A 17,603-nucleotide genomic window follows, 5' to 3' on the forward strand; every position below is an offset into this window, starting at 1 on the left:
TCCCCCTCAATCGGGCTTGGCGCCCAGCGACTTGAGCAGCGCTTGGAATTCAGGCGAGCGCCGCAGGACGTCCCGTCCCGCCTCGATCAGTTGAGTGACTTCCCAGCCGCTGATCGAAAACGCCGTCGGCGTCTGCAGCAGCTCGCGGCGCATGTCGCCCTCGGCGTCGCGCAGGTTGACCGCCACCACATGGATTTCCGCATCCGCCGCGAAGGCATCGGAGCCGTCGCCGCGATGGATCTTGAGGTCCGCTCGCCACTGGCGCGTGACATCGGCCAGGAACTCCTGCGTCTCGATGGTCGCGCGCGAGCCGGTGCCGAAGAGCAACGCGTCGCCAACCTGGGCGAGGCTGGGCACCTTGTCGTCCGCATCGATGTCGTTGGCGGGGTCCCGCTCGGAGTTGACGGTGACCAACACCAGCTTCCGGATGCTGCCGGGCGGCAGGCCCGCATCGGACAAGCTCCTGCGCAGGCCGCCTCCGGCCAATGCGCGGTCGAGCATCCTGCGCACGCCGAGGTTGTCCGCCAGTCCGCCATCGACCAGGTGGATGTAGGGACGCCGCTTCGCATCGAGGTAGCTCTTCGCCTGCGAGCGGTACATGCGTGCGCGATAGTCGGTCCCGGCGCCAAAGACCTCCGGTGTCCGCACGCCCCGTTCGCGGCACTCGCCCGCATAGTTCTTCAGCCCCATCGGGCTGAGCACGATCGGCACCGCCGACGATGCGGCGACCGCAAAGGCCAGAGGCATGCTGCGCAGGTCGGAGCAGATCAGCGCGAACTGCTCCTGAGTGAACTCGAAGGTGGTGCCCAGCGACATGTCGGTCGCCGCGATGATGAGTTGCGTGCGCGGCGGGTTGTCTTCGACGTCCGCAAAGGTGCGACCCTCGTAGAGCTCGTCCAGTCGCTCCGCGAGCACGTTGCTGCGGCCGTACCACGGCGAGGTCATCCTGTACAGGTGCACAGGCCGGAGCGTCTGGGTGATGAGGCTGTTCTGGAAGTTCTGCCGCAGGAAGTCGCGCTCGAAATCCGGCAGCCGGTCGGCGCCGAAGGCCGCGTAGTACGCCGCCAGGATGCTGCCGCCCGACACGCCGGTGATGACATCGGCCGTTGTCAGCAGATCTGTGTTCCGGCCGTTCCACTGGAAGGTGGTGCGATGCAGTTCAGTGAGCACGCCGTAGCCGAAAGCGGCGGCTCTCGCGCCGCCGCCGGACAGCGTCACCGCGACGACGATGCTCGGATCGGCCGAGGCGGCGATCGGCGGGATGGTCGCGTTGTCCGCGACCAGCGGTGCATTGATCCACGGCCGCACCGAGGAGCAGCCCGCAAGGCACCCGGCGATCAGCAGGCCGCAGACGACGGTGCGGATCGCGGCCAAGCGTTCAGCTCACGAGCGCGGCCCGCGATCACTGGGGAAGGACGCGGGCGCCCTCGCCGCTTCCTTCGATGTAGACCCGCTGCCCGACGCGCAAGGCCGGGTTGATCGGCTGAGTCACCGTCACAAGGACGCCGGCCTTGGTGCGGACGATCACCTGCTGGCCCGGCTGCGGACGGTCGTAGCGCCTGGCAACCTCGGAACCGGCGATGCTGCCGCCGATGGTGCCCAGGACCATCGCCACGTCGCGCCCGGTGCCGCCGCCGATCAGGCTGCCGATGCCCAGGCCGGTGAGGCCGCCGACGACCGCGCCCACGCCGGTGTGCGCCGGGCTCTGGATGTCCGCCGGCATGATCTGCTCGATCACTCCCTGGCGCACCTCCATCGAGCCGGATGATGAGGACCCGGGCGCCGCACAGGCCGCAAGGACCAGGGCCATTGCCAATGCCGCGATGCGAGAGAAAAGTTGGGTCATGATGAGATCACTCCTTCCACGTTGTTGAAATCAGCCAATGGGTTCATGCGCGCTTGAGCCGCAGACCCGTCACCAGGAACGTCAGTCCCGTCGCGAGGGCGAAGAGTCCGACGAGCATTCGCCGACCGTCCTCGATCGAGAATCCGAACATCAGGGCCACACCGAATAGCAGCGTGCATGCGCTCACGATCAACGCGGGCAGGCCCCCTGCGCGCCCTTCCGATGAAGCGCCCCGGTTCATCAGCACGTAGACGAGGCCGACGACGCCTAACGCAATGCATACGGTGATGAGCGAGCCGAAGAAGGCGACGGCGCCCACGATGCGATCCTGGAGGTTCGGGTAGGCAAAGGCCACGACACCGGTCCCGACGCGCATCAAGGCGTCGGCCAAGGCAAGGGCAAAGAGCCACTTCCCCGGCGCGTACCGGTTCAGGGCGAACGCCAATGCGAGGCCGATGAGACCGTCGGCGAGGCTGAAGAGGCCATTGCGTCCGAGCAAGTGCTGCAGCTGAGCCGATGCGGGCGCGACGATCAGATACAGCGCGAAGAGCACGCTCAAGGCTCCCCGGAGCAGCAAGACGGATCGCAGGTTCATGATGGATCCCGCCTCAGCCGGCCCACGGACCGACCACCTTCCAGGGCGTGGCCTTGGCGGTGCTCTTGTCCGGGTTCCTGCAGAAGATGTACCCGCCCGCGTTGTGCATGGAGCCGTGGCGGTTTTCGATACGCGCCAGCCTGCATCCCGCGCGCCCCTTCGGATCCTTCTCGGGCGTGACGCTGCCGCTGTTGGGCGTGCCGGGGTTCTCCCATTTGACGGTGACACCGTCTTCGCCGCTCTCCAGTGCGCGGTTGATCGTCTTCGTCATCAGGTCGATGTCGGCCTGCTTGAACTGGACGATCGGCGTGTCGCGCAACGAGTTGTAGATCGTCCAAGGCCTGGCCGCAGCCGGCAACGGGGCCCCAAGCGCCGCAGCGGCCGCCGCGGTGATCGTCACCCACTTCATTCCCTCGCTGACTCGCATGATGGGCTCCTCATTTCGGCAGAATGAAATTGACCTGGAATCGCACGAACCAATCCGAGGCATTGTCCGGCCGGATCACGTTGTAGCCCGCACCGGCCACGAAATTCATCGGCACGAACGTCTCGGGCTTGACCAACAGCGAATACGACACACCGAGCGGCACTGTCCAGCGTTGGCTCGATCGCTTTTCATCCCAGTTCGCCGTAATGATGCCGATGTACCCGATCGACTGCTTCGAGTCCAGTCGGTAGCTGACGATGGGCTGCAACGAAAAGGCGTTGACGTCGGGCCGGTCGCTGTCGCCCGCAAAAGACCACACCTGCGTCACCAGCGCGCCGACGCTCCACGCACCCGATTCCTTCAGCCCGACCACCGCCGGCCCGAGGGACCACTTGCCCTGGCCCAGGCGATCGTCGGTGGCCGTCGGCATGACCAGGGCCGGCCCCACGCCCCAGATCAGCCCGCCCGACCCCGGCGGCGGCGCAAGGAAACCCTCGTAGGTGATGTCGCCCAGGCCGTTCACACGGTCCTGCCCTGGCAGCACGGCCGGATTGGACAGTAGCGGAACGATGGCGCGGTTGATCAGCGACCAGCCGCCTCCGAGCTTGACGGGGTAGACCGGCTGGATGTTGAGCGTGTGCTGCGGCTTGCTGAATGGTCCGGTGTCGAAATTGGTCGTCCACTGGAACGGCAACGTGACGATGTCGGCGACCGGATTGACGAGTTGCTTCTGCAATTCTTCGTCGCTTTGCTGGGCCCATGCATCGCAGGCGACGAGCGATGCCGTGGCCACCACCATGGTGATCTCCACAGCGAGGACAGCGTTCGATGCATTACGACCCATCTTGGGGTGTGGCCGCTAAAGCTGCAAATTGGCCCGATGGGCAAGCGCTTCTGCACCTTCGGGCAATTTCCGGGCGACGGCCGGGACTGGCAAGTGCGGTCTTTCATGCAAATCGCGACGCCTTGAATCGAAAGGCGAGCCTGATCCGCAATAGTTCACATGGCGGATGGCGCAACAAGCAAACGCCCACTTAGGATGAAGTGCACAAGAACGCTGCTGGATTTCAGGGGGTCACATGAAGGCGCATTTCGAAATCGGAGTCGTGGTTGCGGCGTGGGCCATCGCCGTCCCATTGGCGGCCAACGCCCAGTCGGCGGGAAGCATGGGCGTGGGGTCTGCGTTGTCCAGCGAACAGCAGGAGGCCGACTACCGCGTGATCGCTGCGCGATGCGGTACGCCAGCGTACGAGAAGGCCTTCTTCAAGCAGTCGAAGGCCGCAGTCGCTGCCGGGTTGGTCTCGAAGGGCCGCGATCCGGCGGAAGTCGAGAAGACCATCACCGCCCTGCGCCGCAGCCCCTTCGTGCTGGTCGCCGCACCGGCCGACTGTGCCGACCAACTGAAGATGCTCGCGGAGCTTCGGACGAGCCGGAGCACCCTCCTCAAGACAAGACGTACGAAGTCGTAGGCCTGCGTCCAGATCCGCATCCAGAGTCGCCGATGTAGGCGCGCCGGCGTGGCACGGACCGGCGCCTTCCTACGCCCAAGAGTTGCCGCACGGCGGATGAAGCGATTGGCGTTGGGCAGGTCGCCCGGCGCATTGGCACACGGAGACCTTCATGCGCACATCGAGCGGAGACGAATCGCGGGCAAGAACAATTTCAACGTGGGCTCGACTGCTGGCGGGCATCGCCATCGCAGGGGGACTCGCGGCCTGCGGTGGTGGCGGAGGGCATGGAGGCGGCGCCTTCCCGGTCGTTCCCCCCGGACAGGCGAAGCTCACTTGCGACGACACGTTGAAGACGCGCTTCACGCCGGACCCGCTCACGCAGGTTCTGCTCGTCAGGTCGTTCAAGGCCGGCGATCCACTGCTGCTGTCGGGCACCGCCAGCGCCAACACCCCGGTGGCAACGAGCGACGTGTGCGTCGTGAAGCTCCTGGTTGGCCCCGGCAAGCCCGGGCCCGCAGATGCGCCGTCGACGTCGCAAGGCATCGGCATCGAGATCTGGCTCCCCAGTGAAAGCAAGTGGAATCAACGGATCCACGTGAAGGGCGGCGGCGGCTGGGCCGGTGGCGTGCACACCTCGCTGACCGCGCTCGCGGGCATTTCGGGCGGCACCTCCGGCGCGCCAGCAGCGACCGCGATGGTCGAAGGCGCAGTCTCCGCGAGCACCGACACCGGCCATGCCAATACCGTGAACGGCGGCTCGTTCGCGATGAATCCCGACGGCTCGATCAACACGGTGCTCTGGAACGACTTCGCACAGCGGGGCATCCACGAGATGGCCGTGAAGACCAAGGCGCTGACGCAGGCCTACTACGGAACAGCGGCGAAGCGGGCGTACTGGAACGGCTTCTCGACCGGCGGCCGCCAGGGCCACATGGAGGCACAGGCCAATCCGGCCGACTTCGATGGCATCCTTGCCGGCGCGCCCGCCATCAACTGGACCAAGTTCATCACCGCCGAGCTGTATCCGCAGATCGTCTACCAGCGCGACCTCGGCGGCGTGCCCTTGACCAGCGCTCAGGCGGCGGCGCTGGGCAACGCCGCGATCAATGCCTGCGACACGGTCGGCAACCGGCATCTGGGCTACATCCCCGATCCGTTCCAATGCCGCTACGACCCGACGCAGGATCTGAACGTGATCTGCGCGTCGAGCGGCGGCAACGCGCCGTCGGGCGACTGTGTCACGCAAGTTCAGGCCGTGGCCATGAACAAGATCTGGTACGGACAGACGGCCGACGGCTCGGCGCCGTCGCCGTCGACCGACAACGGCACCGCACTCGAACCGCAGGGAGCCCAGCGCTGGTACGGCCTCACGCGCGGCACCAACACCAGTGGCCTCGGTGGACCGACTCCCTTCACCATCGCGAGCGACGTGGTCGCGCTGGAGCTGCAGGACGCGAGCTATGCATCGAGCAACTTCGTCAATGCCACCCGCAACGGCGCGGACCGTTGGAAGACGCTGTCGTATCTCGATCTGTCGAATGCCTACGACCGTGGCGTGGCGCTGCAGACGTCCTTCGCCAACATCAACACGGATGACAACAACCTGGCCGGGTTCGCGGCGCGGGGCGGCAAGATGCTCGTCTATCACGGCCTCGCGGACACGCTCATCCCGCCGCAGGGCACGCTCAACTACTACAACCGGTTGACCGCGCAGATGGGTGGCGACGCGGTCGTCAAGAACTTCTACCGGCTTTTCCTCGTCCCGGGCATGGCGCACGGCTTCTCGAACGGCACGGCCAACCCGGCCGCGAATCCGCCGCTGCCGACCATCGACCAGCTCTACCTGGCGCTCACGGCCTGGGTGGAACAGGACCAGCCGCCGAGCCGGATCGACATCTCTTCGCCTGTGACCGCGGCCAATCCAACCGCAAGCTCACGGCCGATCTGCATGCACCCGACGAAGCCCGCATTCGTCGGCACGGACCCGCTGGTCGCGAGTTCGTACAACTGCTCTTGAGGCTAGAGCGCGCCGTAGACGCTCTCGTCGGGCTCGGCCCGATCGTGCTTCTTGGTAGCCGTCCGCAGACTCAGCACCCACAGCCGCGCGTGGCGCTGTTCGCGGCTCTCGAAGCGTTCGGTGAAGCGCCGGATGCCCGGTCGCTCGATGGCAGCGATCGTCATCCAGTCGGTGCCGCCGAACGATTCGGCTTCGCTGCTTCGTTCGACCAACGCCGGCCGCAGCGACATCACCCATTCGATCGGAACACGCGGATCCCGGTCCAGCATCCGCAAGGCGATCTTCGCGGCCTTGGGGCTGAGCGCCTGTACCTTGTTCAGGTGGAAATCAACATCCATGGGGCACCGTCCTTTTGAGACACACTAGGATACATGTGTAGCAAATTGACGCAAGAGGGTGCTGCCTAGGAACCTCCGCCTTCCATGCGCTTGTATTCGTTGCGCTTCATCGTGAGGTAGTCATTCCGTTCTACCTCGTGCAACTGACGCGCGTAGCGTTCAGTGCTGTCGAACCAAGTGGCGAGGCGACCCGGCAACTGCTTGGCATCGGGAGCGCCCAGGTAGGCGTCGATCGCAAGGTAGTAACGCATCGTGTTGCGCTCCACCACGCCGCGCACGCCGCCCACATACTCCGGCTGGCCCGACGCATTGGCGCCCGTCGAAGTGAAGCCGACCTTGTCGCTGCCGAGAGTCGCAAGATAGCCCTGCATGGCGATGCGGGCGGCCGTGCCGTACCCGTAGCTGTAGCTGAGATGAATGAAGGTCTTGCCGCCGTCCAGCGGCGTCGCCTCGAGTTCGATGCGGTAGTCGCGCGTGGAGAGCGGACCCTTGTCGGCGCTCAGGCGTGCGCTGAAGTAGTCCGCCGAAACGGTCGCCGGCTGCCACACGAAATCGACCTTCTGCGCCTCAGACAGCGGCTGGTCGAACTTGCGGCCGACCGCGACCGCCACGGTCTTGGGGCTGTCTGCCTCGCGCACCGCGCAGTGCTTGGTGTTGAGGTGCAGCATGAGCACCTCGCACCAGCCGGACGGCTTGCTCAGTGCGCCGCTCACCTTGTCGAAGGGGTAGGCGATGACCGCGAAGATGTTGCCGCTCAACTGGCCGGATGCTTCGCTGGATTCGAGCACCAGCGGCCGTCCGAAGACGTTCTGCTCGAGTTGGCCCTTCACCGAAGCATGCTTGGCCTGCATGGCCGCAGCGCTTCCCAGTTGCGTCTGCGCCAGCGCCAGGGCCGGCAGCAGCAGCAACCAGACCCAGAGCAAGGCCCGGCGAATCGTTGCGTGATTCATGATGCCGCGCATTGTCACGCGGTATCGCGCATCTGGCTAGCAGAACCTCACGGACGACCCCCGGGTGCCGACGTCAGACCGCCATGATCGACACCGCCTTGGTGACCAGGTAGGCCTCCATGGCTTCCGGTCCGCCTTCGGAGCCGTAGCCCGAGTCCTTGACGCCGCCGAAAGGCATTTCCGGCGACGGTGCGGCCGGTTGGTTGATCCACAGCATGCCGACTTCCATCTGCTGCGACAGGAGGTGCGCGTTCTTGATCGACTGCGTGAAGGCATAGCCCGCCAGGCCGTAAGGCAGGCGGTTGGCCTCCTTGATCGCTTCTTCGAGCGTGTCGAAGCCGCGAATCGCCGCGATCGGGCCGAAGGGCTCGTTGTTGAACACGTCGGCTTCCAGCGAAACATCCGTGAGCACGGTGGGCGCGAAGAAGTTGCCGTCCGTTCCCACGCGTTCGCCGCCGGTGGCGACCTTGGCGCCGGTGGCGCGCGCATCGTCGAGCACCTTGGCCATGGCAGTCAGACGCCGCGAGTTGGCGAGCGGGCCGAGCGTGGTGCCTTCGGCAAGGCCGTCGCCCAGCTTGAGGCTTTCGGCGTGCTTGACCATCGCGCGCGCGAATTCGTCGCGGATGCTGTTGTGCACCAGGAAGCGCGTGGGCGAGATGCAGACCTGTCCGGCGTTGCGGAACTTCGCACCGCCTGCCGCCTTGGCGGCCAGGGCGACGTCGGCATCGGCGGCAACGATCACGGGGGCATGGCCGCCGAGTTCCATGGTTGCGCGCTTCATGTGCGCGCCCGCCAGTGCGGCGAGTTGCTTGCCCACCGGCGTGGAGCCCGTGAAGGTCACCTTGCGGATGATGGGATGCGGAATGAGGTAGCTGGAGATCTCGGCCGGATCGCCGAACACCAGGCCGACCGTTCCCTTGGGCACGCCGGCATCGACGAAGGCCTGGAGCAGCGCTGCAGGCGAAGCCGGGGTTTCCTCCGGCGCCTTGACCAGGAAGGAGCAGCCGCTGGCCAGCGCCGCGCCGAGCTTGCGCACGATCTGGTTGATCGGAAAGTTCCAGGGCGTGAAGGCAGCGACCGGGCCCAGCGGTTCTTTCATCACGAGTTGCTGCGCCGAGAGGTTGCGCGATGGCACGATCCGGCCGTACACGCGGCGGCCTTCGTCGGCGAACCATTCGATGATGTCGGCGCCGGCGAGCACTTCACCGCGCGCTTCGACAAAGGGCTTGCCCTGCTCCTGCGTGAGGATGCGGCCGATGTCGGCAGCTCGTTCGCGCAGCAGGCTGGCGGCTTTGCGCATCGTCGTGGCGCGCTCGTTGGCCGGAATCCGGCGCCAGGCTTCGAACCCGCGCTGCGCCGCATCCAGCGCGCGGTCCAGGTCGGGGATGCCGGCGTGGGCGACCTTCCCGATAGGCTTGCCGGTCGCGGGATTGATCACGTTCTGGGTCTTGCCGCTCACGGCGTCGCACCATTCGCCGTCGATCAGGAGGCGGGTGTCGGGATAGCTGGGGGTGGTCATGCGAGGTCCTTGATGCTCTGAAAGGTGGATCGAATCGCACGATCCTAGCGCCCTTTCCTGAACCACTTCCGCAGGCTAGATGGGGGGGCGCGTGGTCTCGGCCACCGACGACTCCGCGCGCACCCAATAGAACTGCCGCGGCACGGGCATGGACGGCGCCCTCATGCGCCGCGTCGGCGTGAGCCGGATCGAACCGTCCCCCGCGCAGTAGAGCGGCTCGCCTTCCGGAAGCGTCCGATGGGCGTGGAGCATGGTCCGCAGCGAGACTTCGGCGCTGTCGCGCCAGGGATCCGTCGAGCGGACGATGAAGAGTTCGCGCGTGACGATCAACTGGCTGGAGAAGGCCGAATCGGCCTCCGCACCCGTCGACCCGATGCCCTTCCACGTCGCATCGACGTCGAAGGCCAGCATCACCGCGTCGGGCGTTTCCATGCCGTGGAGCGAACCGCTCTGGGCGGCGGCCAGCCAACCCAGCAATTGCGGGGTGAGGTCGAAGCGCACCGACGCCGAAGGCGCGGATCCGGGCACATCCACGTAGACGCTGCGCGACGTGCGGAGCGCGGACTCGGCCTTGAGTTGTCGCTTCCTACGCCGCGACGAGCGCACATGGGCGACCGCCACCAATCCTGCCACCGGGCCGGCTGCGGCGAGCACCTTGAAGGCATCGATGCCATAGCCGGACAGCGTCATGCCGATGCCCCCGCCCAAATGCCGCCACAGCTGTTCCCGATTCTCACGCTCACTCCTCACGGGGCAGGCTCGTCCAACACGACGAGTTGTTTGCACGCGATGGGTATATCGGCGGGGTTTCCGGAAAGTTGAGGCGAGGGTCATTCCGCAATGAAGGCCACGGGCCGCGGGGTGATGGAATCTGCGATATCCACCCAGCCGCCGCCCATGGCCTGGTAAACGTTGACGACCTGCGTGTAGCGGTCGGTCGTCAACGCCACCGATGCGAGTTCGGCGGCGAAGAGTTCAGTCTCCGCGACGAGCACTTCGAGGTAGCCGATCAGGCCGCTCTCGAATTTCAGCCGCGACAGACGGGCGAACTCCCGGAGCGCCCTCACGCGTTCACGCTGCAAGGCCACGCCCTCGATCGTCTTCTGCGATCCGGTGAGGGCATCGTTCGTGTCGCGAAACGCATTCAGGATGGTCTGCCGGTATACGAGTTCCGCCTGCTCCTTCTGCGCCTCGGCAGACTTCACCTGTCCTTCGATCGCCCCGAAAGTGAAGATCGGCCCGGCCAGGCTCGCGGCTGCCTGCCATGCCGTCGCCGGCCCCGACAGGAAGTTGCTCGCGGAAGTGCTCGTCGATCCATAGGCTCCCGTCAGCGAGATGCTCGGGTAGTAGAGCGCACGCGCCGCACCGATGCTGGCATTGGCGGCCACGAGGTTCTGCTCGGCCTGCAGGATGTCCGGCCGCCGCCCCAGCAGCGTCGAAGGCAGGTCGGCAGGGATGAGCGGCGCGGCGAGTTGCTCGATGGTCTTGCCACGCGGGATCGGCCCCGGATTGCGTCCGAGCAGGATCGATATCCGGTTCTCCACCGCGGCGATCTGCTGCTCGATGGCCGGGATGGCCGTGAGCGCCTGCTGGTACTGCGAGCGGACTTGGCTCACTTCCGTCTTCGACACCACGCCAGACTTGAAACGCAGGTCGAAGATGCGCACCGTCTCGCCGAAGTTCGCCGCGGTCGCCACGGCGATCTCGCGCTGCCGGTCCAGGCCGCGCATGGCCAGGTAGCTCGTCGCGACACCCGCCACCAGCGTGAGCACGACACCGCGTTGCGCCTGCTCGCTCGCATAGACCTGGGCCTGCGCGGCTTCGCTCAGGCGCCGCACGCGGCCGAAAAGATCGATCTGCCAGGTGGCGCCGAGCGCCGCCTGGTAGAGCGAGAAATAGGGATTGGCGGGCTCGGGGATCGGCGGGAACCCTTCCCGGCTCGCCCGGGTGCGGCTCGCAGCGCCGCTGTAGCCGATCTGCGGATAGGCCTGCGAACTGGCAACGCCGAGCGTGCCGATGAACTGGTCGACCCGCGCCGCCGCGACACGCACATCGAGGTTTTCGCGCAACGCCGTCTCGATCAGTTCGTTCAGCACCGGATCGCCGAACTGTTCCCACCACTTCGTGTTCGCGACCTCGGCCGCCTTCGGGTAGTCGATGCGCCAGGCCGTCGGCGCCTCCACGGTGGGTCGAACGTAGTTCGGGCCGACCGTGCAGCCGGTGAAGGAGAAAGCGGCGGCGACCAGCGCTGCGACCGTGTACATCCTCATGGCGTTTTCCTCGGTGAAGATCGGATGGTGGGCATGTCAGGCCAGCAGCGTCCAGCCGAACAGCAATGACACTGCCAGCAACGCGATGCTGGCGACCGCCCAGCGCCGCAGGAAGTTGTCGGTGCGTTCGAAGCGCGCGGCGGTCGCGCTGCATGCCCATTTCAGATGGCCCAATGCGATGCCGAGGTCACCGGCGGGGATGCGCGGCAGATGCCGGCCCGCACGGTCCAGCACAAGCGCGAGCGCGGCGCCGATCAACATCGGCCAGAGTGCCGACCAGAGCGCGGCCGGTGCCAGCGCATCGGGTCGCATGTCGGCGGGGATCGCCAGATAAAACGCCCACGGCACCGCCACCGACGCCACCGCCATCGCGAGCCACGACACGATGAGCACGGCAGGCGCTCGCGCATCAGGGTCCGGTGCCGCTTCCGCGACCAGGCGACGTATGAAATGGACCATCAGCAGGGTGGAGGCGACCGATGACACGTCGGCCATGCTGCCGGCGAGGCCGTCGCCGAGGATGTCCTTCGCCGCGTACTTGGTCAAAGCGCCGCCGGTCAGCGGCAGGCCTGCCAGCCCCAAGCCGATCACCGCGGCGGGAACGAGCATCGGCCACAGGTGCCGGCGGCCCGTGAGCACGATCACGCCGACGGCCAGGAACAACGCACCCTTCACCAGCAGATGATGCGCGGCATAGAAGGCCGCGGCCATCGCCGTGGAGCCATCGCCCGCGGCGAGGCCCATGCCGATCACCGCGACGACGAACCCCATCTGGCTCACGCTGGAGTACGCCAGAACGACCTGGGGCCGCGTCTGCGTGATGCCGATCAGGACGCCATAGAGCGCCCCCACCATGCCGATCGCCGCGAGCGGGAGCCCGAAATCCGGCAGCGCGACATCGAGCGGCAGGAAGCGAATCAACGCGATCACGCTGGCCTTGACCACCGCGCCGCTCATCACTGCCGCGGCGGGTATCGGCGCGGCGCCGTAAGCGATCGGCATCCAGAAATGCAGCGGCACCAGCCCCGCCTTCATGCCGAGCCCGATGAGCAGCAGCACGAGCGTGATGTCGCGCGTGGGCGACGTTGGCAATGCGGCTGCGGCATCGCGAATCAAGAGGCTCCCCTCCGGCGTGGCTTGCGCCAGAAGAATGAGACCCACGAGCAGGAAGGCTTCGGCCAGCAAGGCGAGCCCCAGGTAGAGGGCGCTTGCGCGCAAGGCGTCCGGCCCCTCGCCCTGCAGCACGAGTCCGCTCGCGCCCACGCTCAGCACCGCCAGCAGGAAGTAGAAGCCGATGAGGTCGGCCGCGAGGAACACGCCGACGCAGCCAGTCAGCGTCATCAGCCAGCAGACGATGAAGCCACCGGCATGCGGCCGATCACGCAGATGGCGCACGGCGTAGAGACCCGCCAGGCTCCACAGCAGCGCCGCGACGGCGAGCAGCATCGCGCCCGGCGCATCGAGCGTGAGCGTCAGCGCGTAGCCCGCGTTGCCGATGATCAGCGCGGAATCGCCGCCCGCGAAGAAGGCCGCAACCAGCGCGGGGAGCGGCGCAAGGACGAAGAGCGCGGGCATCCGGCGACGCAAAGCCGGAACCGCGCAAGCCAGCAGCAGCACCAACGGAACGGCGATGGCGGCAGCCAGCAATCCCGCGGCGCCCAGGAAGATGACAAGCAAGCTGGCGGACCCGATGATCATCGTGCCCCCGCCAGCGGTATGTACGAACGGCCTATCTGGGTCATGTCGACCGGGCACAGAGCGGCCGCGCCCAGAAGGAAGGAACACAGTGCCAACGCCAGCACGGCCAACTGCTGGTAGCGTGGAATGCGCACCTTCGGCACCCATCCGGCCTCTGCCGGCGTCATCGCGCGCACGACGACCAGGAACACGTAGGCGCTCGTCAACAACCCACCCACGAGCATCACCAGCACCCACCACCATTGCGCGGTCGCGATCGCGGCCGACAGCAGCAGCCACTTCGCGAGAAAGCCGCCCGAGGGGGGCAGCCCGATCAGCGATGCGCCTCCGAGTGCAAAGGCGACCATCGTCATCGGCAGCGCGCGCCCGACGCCGCGCAGGTCCGCGACACGGTCATGCCCGAGCGTCGAGTAGATGAGTCCGGCGGCCATGAACATGGCGGCCTTCGCGGTGGCGTGCGAGATGGCCTGCAACATGCCGCCGCTGACGGTCGATGCGCTGTCGAGCTGCGCGGCATCCATGCCGAAGACCAGCGGAAACATCAGGAAGAGATAGCCGATCTGCGCAACCGTCGAATAGGCGATCAGCAGCTTCAGTCGCGCCTGCCGCAACGCCACGACATTGCCGACCAGGATCGCCGCCGCACCCAGCGCCGCCAGCAATTGGGCGGAGGGCCAGGTCACGACATTGGCGAAGACGTCGAGCCACAGACGCACCACCAGGAACCACGCGCCCTTGATCACCAGCGCGGAGAGCACCGCGCTCGCCGCTGCCGGTGCGCCGGCATGCGCGGGCGGCAGCCACAGGTGCAGCGGGAAGAGCGCCGTTTTCGCGAGAAGGCCTGCCGTCATCAGCGCGGCTGCGGCCCAGGTCACAGGCTCGGCCCGCACGTTGGCCGCCAGCAACGCGATGTCCAGCGTGCCGTAGGCGCCGTACAGCAGGAAGGCGCCCAGCAGATACAACATGGACCCCAGCAGCGCGTACACCAGATAGCGCAGCGCTGCCTGCAGCGTCTCGCCGCGGCCGTCGAGGCTGACGAGCGGGACGCCCGCGAACGTCAGCAGTTCGAGCGCGACATACAGGGTGAACACGTCTCCGCTCACGAACACGAGGTTGAGCGACCCCCACACAGCGGGCAGCAGCAGCCAGAACATGAATGGCGCCCGCGCCTCGCGCGTGCCCTTCGGCGTGCCGAAATCGCCGCAGGCGTAGATGCCGATCACGCCAATGACGACCGCGACGGCCACCAGCATGATGACCGACAGGCCGTCCGCGCGCAGCGCCACACCCAGCGGCGGCGTCCAGCCGCCGAGCAGGTAGACGATCGCATCGCCGGTCTGCACCAGCGCGCGGGCGATGGCGAAAGCAATGCCGAGCCCGAGCAGCAGCGTGACCATGGCGACCCGCTGCGCATTGCGCCCACCCAGCAGCAGCCCGACGAGCACGCCGACGAACGGCACCAGCACCGCCAGCACGAGCAGGAAGCCGTCGGGTGTTGTCAGGTCCATCGACGCGGAGAGCGGCACCTAGATCTCTCCATCGGCAGCTTTCGCCTGGGGCGGCAGATCGCCGGACAGCGTGACCGATCCGGCTTCCTCGAACAGCCGCAGCAGCAGCGCCACGGCGAGCGCGGACGCCCCGAAGGCCACGACGATGGCAGTGATCAACAGCGCCTGCGGAACCGGATCGCCGTTCATCCCGGCGGCCGCGCCCCGGCGCGCGATCACCGCGCACACCACGAAGATGCCGTTGCCGATCAGGTTGAAGGCGAGGATCTTGCGCAGCGGCTGAGGGTTGACGATGAGGCCGTACAAGCCCAAGCCGACGAGCACCGCGCCACACAGTCCGAACAAGGTGGTGGCGCTCATGACGGTGACGTCCTTTGTGGCGCGCCGGCCAGCAGCAGGGCCAGCGTCATCGCCAGAGAGGGCATCAGCGCCACTTCGACGATGACGATCAGCGGCTTGGCGTGGCCTTCGGGATAAGCGAGGAAAGCGCCCGCGAGGGCGACGCCCGTGAAACCGATGGCGATGAACACCGCCGGCCCGGCCACCAGCACGGTGCGCAGCCAGGTGCGGCTCACGGGAGGTGCGTCCGCCAGCCCCGCCATCATGACCAGCAGCCACATCGCCGCGAGGATGGTCGCGCCCTGGAACTTGCCGCCCGGATCATCGGCACCCACCCACAGGATGTAGATGGCGACGACGATGCCGATCGGCGGCAGCACGCGCGCGAAGTACGCGAGGATGCCGTTCGGGTCCGCCGGCTGCGCGGGGCCGGGACGACCGCCCCACGCGCGGTCCGGCGCCAGCGACCACACACCCACCAGCGCGAACAGCAGCACGATGGCTTCGAGCAGCGTGTCCATTGCACGGAACGAGAGCAGCACTGCCGTGATCGGGTTGCCGACGCCCGTCGAGGCGATGTTGGCGGCCACCTGGGGGGCGAGGGTCGGCGGCGGTTCGGGCAGTGCGAGCACGCAGACAGCTATCACAGCGGCCACGCCGACCGCGGCCACCGCGGCCAGCACGCGCGTGGGCAGGCCGGGTTGATCGACGCGGGCCGCGGCCTCCGTCCGGCGCAAGCGCGAGGCGGCACCGACCAGCAGCGCACCGGTCAAGCCGGCGCCGATCGCGGCCTCCGTCATCGCCACGTCGATCGCCGACAGTTGGAGCCACACCAGAGTAAGCAGCAGTCCATAAGGAATGAATCCGGCGACCGCCGCGAAGGTGTCGCGCGCGAAGACAGTCCACGCCGCCAGCCCGAGGAACAGGAGTGCAAGGGCGATGTTCAGGGTCAGGCTCATGGCTTCTGCCCCTCGCGGCGCACGGCGCGCGCAATGAGCTGGGACACCGTCGCCGACCCCAGGAGGACGAGAAACCAGATGAGCACGAGCTTGAACGCGGTCGAGAGGCTGTCTACCTGCGGGAGCAACCCCACCACCACGAGCCCGAGCCCCAGGTTGTCGGCTTTGGTCAGCGCATGCAGCCGGGTGAAGGTGTCGGGAAAGCGCAGCAGGCCCACGCTGCCAGCGAGAAAGAAGAATCCGCCCGCGCAAATGGCGGCGATGGTGAAGATGTCGGCGACGAGGTTCGTCATGATCCGTCGCTCCCCGCTTCATCCCGCACTGTGGTCGCCCCGGCCTTCACGAAGGCGATGGCGGCAAAGGCCGCGAGGATCGACAGCGTCAGCACCACGTCGATGACGGCATCCATGTCGATGGCCGCGCCCGCCAGCAGCAGGGCCGCGATGCCGCCAGTGCCGAAGAGCTGCACGGCCATCATGCGATCGACGTTGCCCGGTCCGCGCAGGATGCAGACCAGGCCCAGCGCGACCATCGCGAGCACGAAGGCGGTGGCGCCGATCAGGAAGCTAGTCATGGCCTTCCCCCGCCACCAGGGCCTTGGTCAGCAATTGCTCCTCTTCGGCCATGTGCTGCGCGAGCGGCTGCGTCACATCGAGGCAGTGATAGACGATGGAGGTTTCGGTCTCACCGACCGGAACGGAGCCCGGCAGCAGGCTCATGATCGAAGCGAACTCGTTGCGCGCCAGCCCCGGCGGAAAGCCCACCGGACACGAGACGAATCCCGGCTGCATCGGCATGCGCGGATCGAGCGCGCGACGGGCCACGTCGATGCCGGCCAGCACCGACTGCCAGAGGAAGTGCGGCACGAATCCGAGCAGCGCGCGAAAGCGCACGTGCCCCGCCTCACGCGGGAGGAGGTGCAGGCTCGTCCAGGTCGCGGCGACCGTGGACACCAGACCGAACCCGAGGTCGGCCGGCTTCACACTCGGCATCAGCACGAGCCAAAGCGCCAGGAACATCGCACCGCGCGCCAGCGCCGTGCCAGCCAGCGAAGGCGTCAGCGTCATGACGACCCTCCTTCGGTGCCTGCGCAGACAAGCTGCACATCCATGCGACTCAGCCGCTCGTAGAGACGCGTCTCCTCGCGGATCGGCCACCAGTCGTACAGGAATATCTCCATCGGCCGCCACAAGGCGACCCAGCCGCCAATCACCAGGCTCTCCTGCACGAGCCGGGTGTAGCGCTCCTTGTCGAAGAGGCCCGCGATGAACTCGCCGACGAAGAAGGCAATCGCCAGGAACACGAGGCCGATCAGCAAGCTGATGCGACCCAGCCGCAGCAGCCGCCGCATCTGGCGCCGGGTGGACACCGCGCGCTGGCGGAAGTATTCCCCGACGGCATCGCGCAGCATCGAGGCGGCTTCCGGTGCCGCGGTCCGGCTTTCGATGCGAACCACCAGCGCCATTGGGCGTCCCGCCGGCACCTCGCGGGCCCAGTCGACGATGTAGTCCTGCGCCCTGGGATCGAGGTCACGCTCCCGGAACGGCGCCGGGTCCATCGAGTTGAAGAGTTGCCGCAGTTCCGCGACATGCAGTTCGAGCACCGCGCGCCCCTCCGCGGCCGGGCTCTCCCCAGAGGACAACCTGGTCGTCGCTGCAGGTGCGGGGGTCGGGGTCAAGGGGGTGC

The 17,603-nt window shown here is 67.1% G+C and carries 20 protein-coding genes; 2 read left to right on the top strand and 18 right to left on the bottom strand.

Features of this window, described 5'->3' with window-relative positions; all coding sequences use genetic code 11:
• Positions 1-6: 6 nt before the first annotated feature.
• From QTI24_RS20130 to QTI24_RS20150, 5 genes are read right to left on the bottom strand one after another with little or no spacing between them, the layout of a single operon-like run.
• Complete coding sequence (locus tag QTI24_RS20130; protein WP_286602880.1) at positions 7-1,374, bottom strand: patatin-like phospholipase family protein; 1,368 nt, start codon at positions 1,372-1,374, stop codon at positions 7-9.
• A 28-nt stretch (positions 1,375-1,402) separates the two neighbouring features.
• Entirely contained in the window at positions 1,403-1,846 is a 444-nt protein-coding gene (locus QTI24_RS20135; protein ID WP_286602881.1) for a hypothetical protein, read from the bottom strand.
• 43 nt (positions 1,847-1,889) lie between these two features.
• The gene (locus QTI24_RS20140; protein ID WP_286602882.1) at positions 1,890-2,441 is read right to left on the bottom strand and encodes a hypothetical protein; all 552 of its coding nucleotides are present in this window, start codon (positions 2,439-2,441) and stop codon (positions 1,890-1,892) included.
• Positions 2,442-2,454: 13 nt separating this feature from the next.
• Positions 2,455-2,868 (bottom strand): hypothetical protein, encoded by a 414-nt coding sequence (locus QTI24_RS20145; protein WP_286602884.1) that lies wholly within the window; start codon positions 2,866-2,868, stop codon positions 2,455-2,457.
• 10 nt (positions 2,869-2,878) lie between these two features.
• On the bottom strand, positions 2,879-3,667 hold the full coding sequence (locus QTI24_RS20150; protein ID WP_286602885.1) for a transporter family protein: 789 nt from the start codon (positions 3,665-3,667) through the stop codon (positions 2,879-2,881).
• A 280-nt stretch (positions 3,668-3,947) separates the two neighbouring features.
• Between QTI24_RS20150 and QTI24_RS20155 the strand changes: the two genes are divergently transcribed.
• Both QTI24_RS20155 and QTI24_RS20160 read left to right on the top strand, forming a co-directional pair.
• Positions 3,948-4,337, top strand: coding sequence for a hypothetical protein (locus tag QTI24_RS20155; RefSeq protein ID WP_286602886.1), 390 nt, complete (start codon positions 3,948-3,950; stop codon positions 4,335-4,337).
• 151 nt (positions 4,338-4,488) lie between these two features.
• A complete protein-coding gene (locus QTI24_RS20160; protein WP_286602888.1) occupies positions 4,489-6,336 on the top strand; it encodes a tannase/feruloyl esterase family alpha/beta hydrolase in 1,848 nt (615 codons plus the stop codon).
• A 2-nt stretch (positions 6,337-6,338) separates the two neighbouring features.
• Here QTI24_RS20160 and QTI24_RS20165 read toward each other — a convergent pair whose 3' ends face one another.
• From QTI24_RS20165 to QTI24_RS20225, 13 genes are all read right to left on the bottom strand, one after another.
• Positions 6,339-6,674: a hypothetical protein gene (locus QTI24_RS20165; RefSeq protein WP_286602890.1), complete on the bottom strand. Its 336-nt coding sequence runs from the start codon at positions 6,672-6,674 to the stop codon at positions 6,339-6,341.
• A gap of 65 nt (positions 6,675-6,739) precedes the next feature.
• Positions 6,740-7,624 (bottom strand): hypothetical protein, encoded by an 885-nt coding sequence (locus QTI24_RS20170; protein WP_286602891.1) that lies wholly within the window; start codon positions 7,622-7,624, stop codon positions 6,740-6,742.
• Positions 7,625-7,697: 73 nt separating this feature from the next.
• A complete protein-coding gene (locus QTI24_RS20175) occupies positions 7,698-9,143 on the bottom strand; it encodes an NAD-dependent succinate-semialdehyde dehydrogenase (RefSeq protein ID WP_286602892.1) in 1,446 nt (481 codons plus the stop codon).
• A 75-nt stretch (positions 9,144-9,218) separates the two neighbouring features.
• Positions 9,219-9,833 carry a hypothetical protein gene (locus tag QTI24_RS20180; RefSeq protein ID WP_286602894.1) on the bottom strand — a complete coding sequence of 205 codons (615 nt, stop codon included), beginning with the start codon at positions 9,831-9,833 and terminating at the stop codon, positions 9,219-9,221.
• A gap of 140 nt (positions 9,834-9,973) precedes the next feature.
• The gene (locus tag QTI24_RS20185) at positions 9,974-11,413 is read right to left on the bottom strand and encodes an efflux transporter outer membrane subunit (RefSeq protein ID WP_286602895.1); all 1,440 of its coding nucleotides are present in this window, start codon (positions 11,411-11,413) and stop codon (positions 9,974-9,976) included.
• Positions 11,414-11,449: 36 nt separating this feature from the next.
• On the bottom strand, positions 11,450-13,111 hold the full coding sequence (locus tag QTI24_RS20190) for a proton-conducting transporter transmembrane domain-containing protein (RefSeq protein ID WP_286602896.1): 1,662 nt from the start codon (positions 13,109-13,111) through the stop codon (positions 11,450-11,452).
• Positions 13,108-14,637: a complex I subunit 5 family protein gene (locus QTI24_RS20195; protein WP_286602897.1), complete on the bottom strand. Its 1,530-nt coding sequence runs from the start codon at positions 14,635-14,637 to the stop codon at positions 13,108-13,110. Before QTI24_RS20195 ends, QTI24_RS20190 begins: the two co-directional genes overlap by 4 nt.
• On the bottom strand, positions 14,638-14,979 hold the full coding sequence (locus tag QTI24_RS20200) for an NADH-quinone oxidoreductase subunit K (protein ID WP_286602899.1): 342 nt from the start codon (positions 14,977-14,979) through the stop codon (positions 14,638-14,640).
• On the bottom strand, positions 14,976-15,917 hold the full coding sequence (locus QTI24_RS20205) for a hydrogenase subunit MbhD domain-containing protein (RefSeq protein ID WP_286602900.1): 942 nt from the start codon (positions 15,915-15,917) through the stop codon (positions 14,976-14,978). The genes QTI24_RS20200 and QTI24_RS20205 overlap by 4 nt, the downstream gene beginning before the upstream one ends.
• The gene (locus QTI24_RS20210) at positions 15,914-16,210 is read right to left on the bottom strand and encodes a cation:proton antiporter (protein WP_286602901.1); all 297 of its coding nucleotides are present in this window, start codon (positions 16,208-16,210) and stop codon (positions 15,914-15,916) included. Before QTI24_RS20210 ends, QTI24_RS20205 begins: the two co-directional genes overlap by 4 nt.
• Positions 16,207-16,491: an MrpF/PhaF family protein gene (locus tag QTI24_RS20215; RefSeq protein WP_286602903.1), complete on the bottom strand. Its 285-nt coding sequence runs from the start codon at positions 16,489-16,491 to the stop codon at positions 16,207-16,209. Before QTI24_RS20215 ends, QTI24_RS20210 begins: the two co-directional genes overlap by 4 nt.
• Positions 16,484-16,984 carry a Na+/H+ antiporter subunit E gene (locus QTI24_RS20220; protein ID WP_286602905.1) on the bottom strand — a complete coding sequence of 167 codons (501 nt, stop codon included), beginning with the start codon at positions 16,982-16,984 and terminating at the stop codon, positions 16,484-16,486. The genes QTI24_RS20215 and QTI24_RS20220 overlap by 8 nt, the downstream gene beginning before the upstream one ends.
• On the bottom strand, positions 16,981-17,595 hold the full coding sequence (locus QTI24_RS20225; RefSeq protein ID WP_286602907.1) for a hypothetical protein: 615 nt from the start codon (positions 17,593-17,595) through the stop codon (positions 16,981-16,983). The genes QTI24_RS20220 and QTI24_RS20225 overlap by 4 nt, the downstream gene beginning before the upstream one ends.
• Positions 17,596-17,603: the final 8 nt, after the last annotated feature.

Origin of the sequence: Variovorax sp. J22P240 (assembly GCF_030316855.1) — a bacterium.
GTDB lineage: Bacteria > Pseudomonadota > Gammaproteobacteria > Burkholderiales > Burkholderiaceae_C > Variovorax.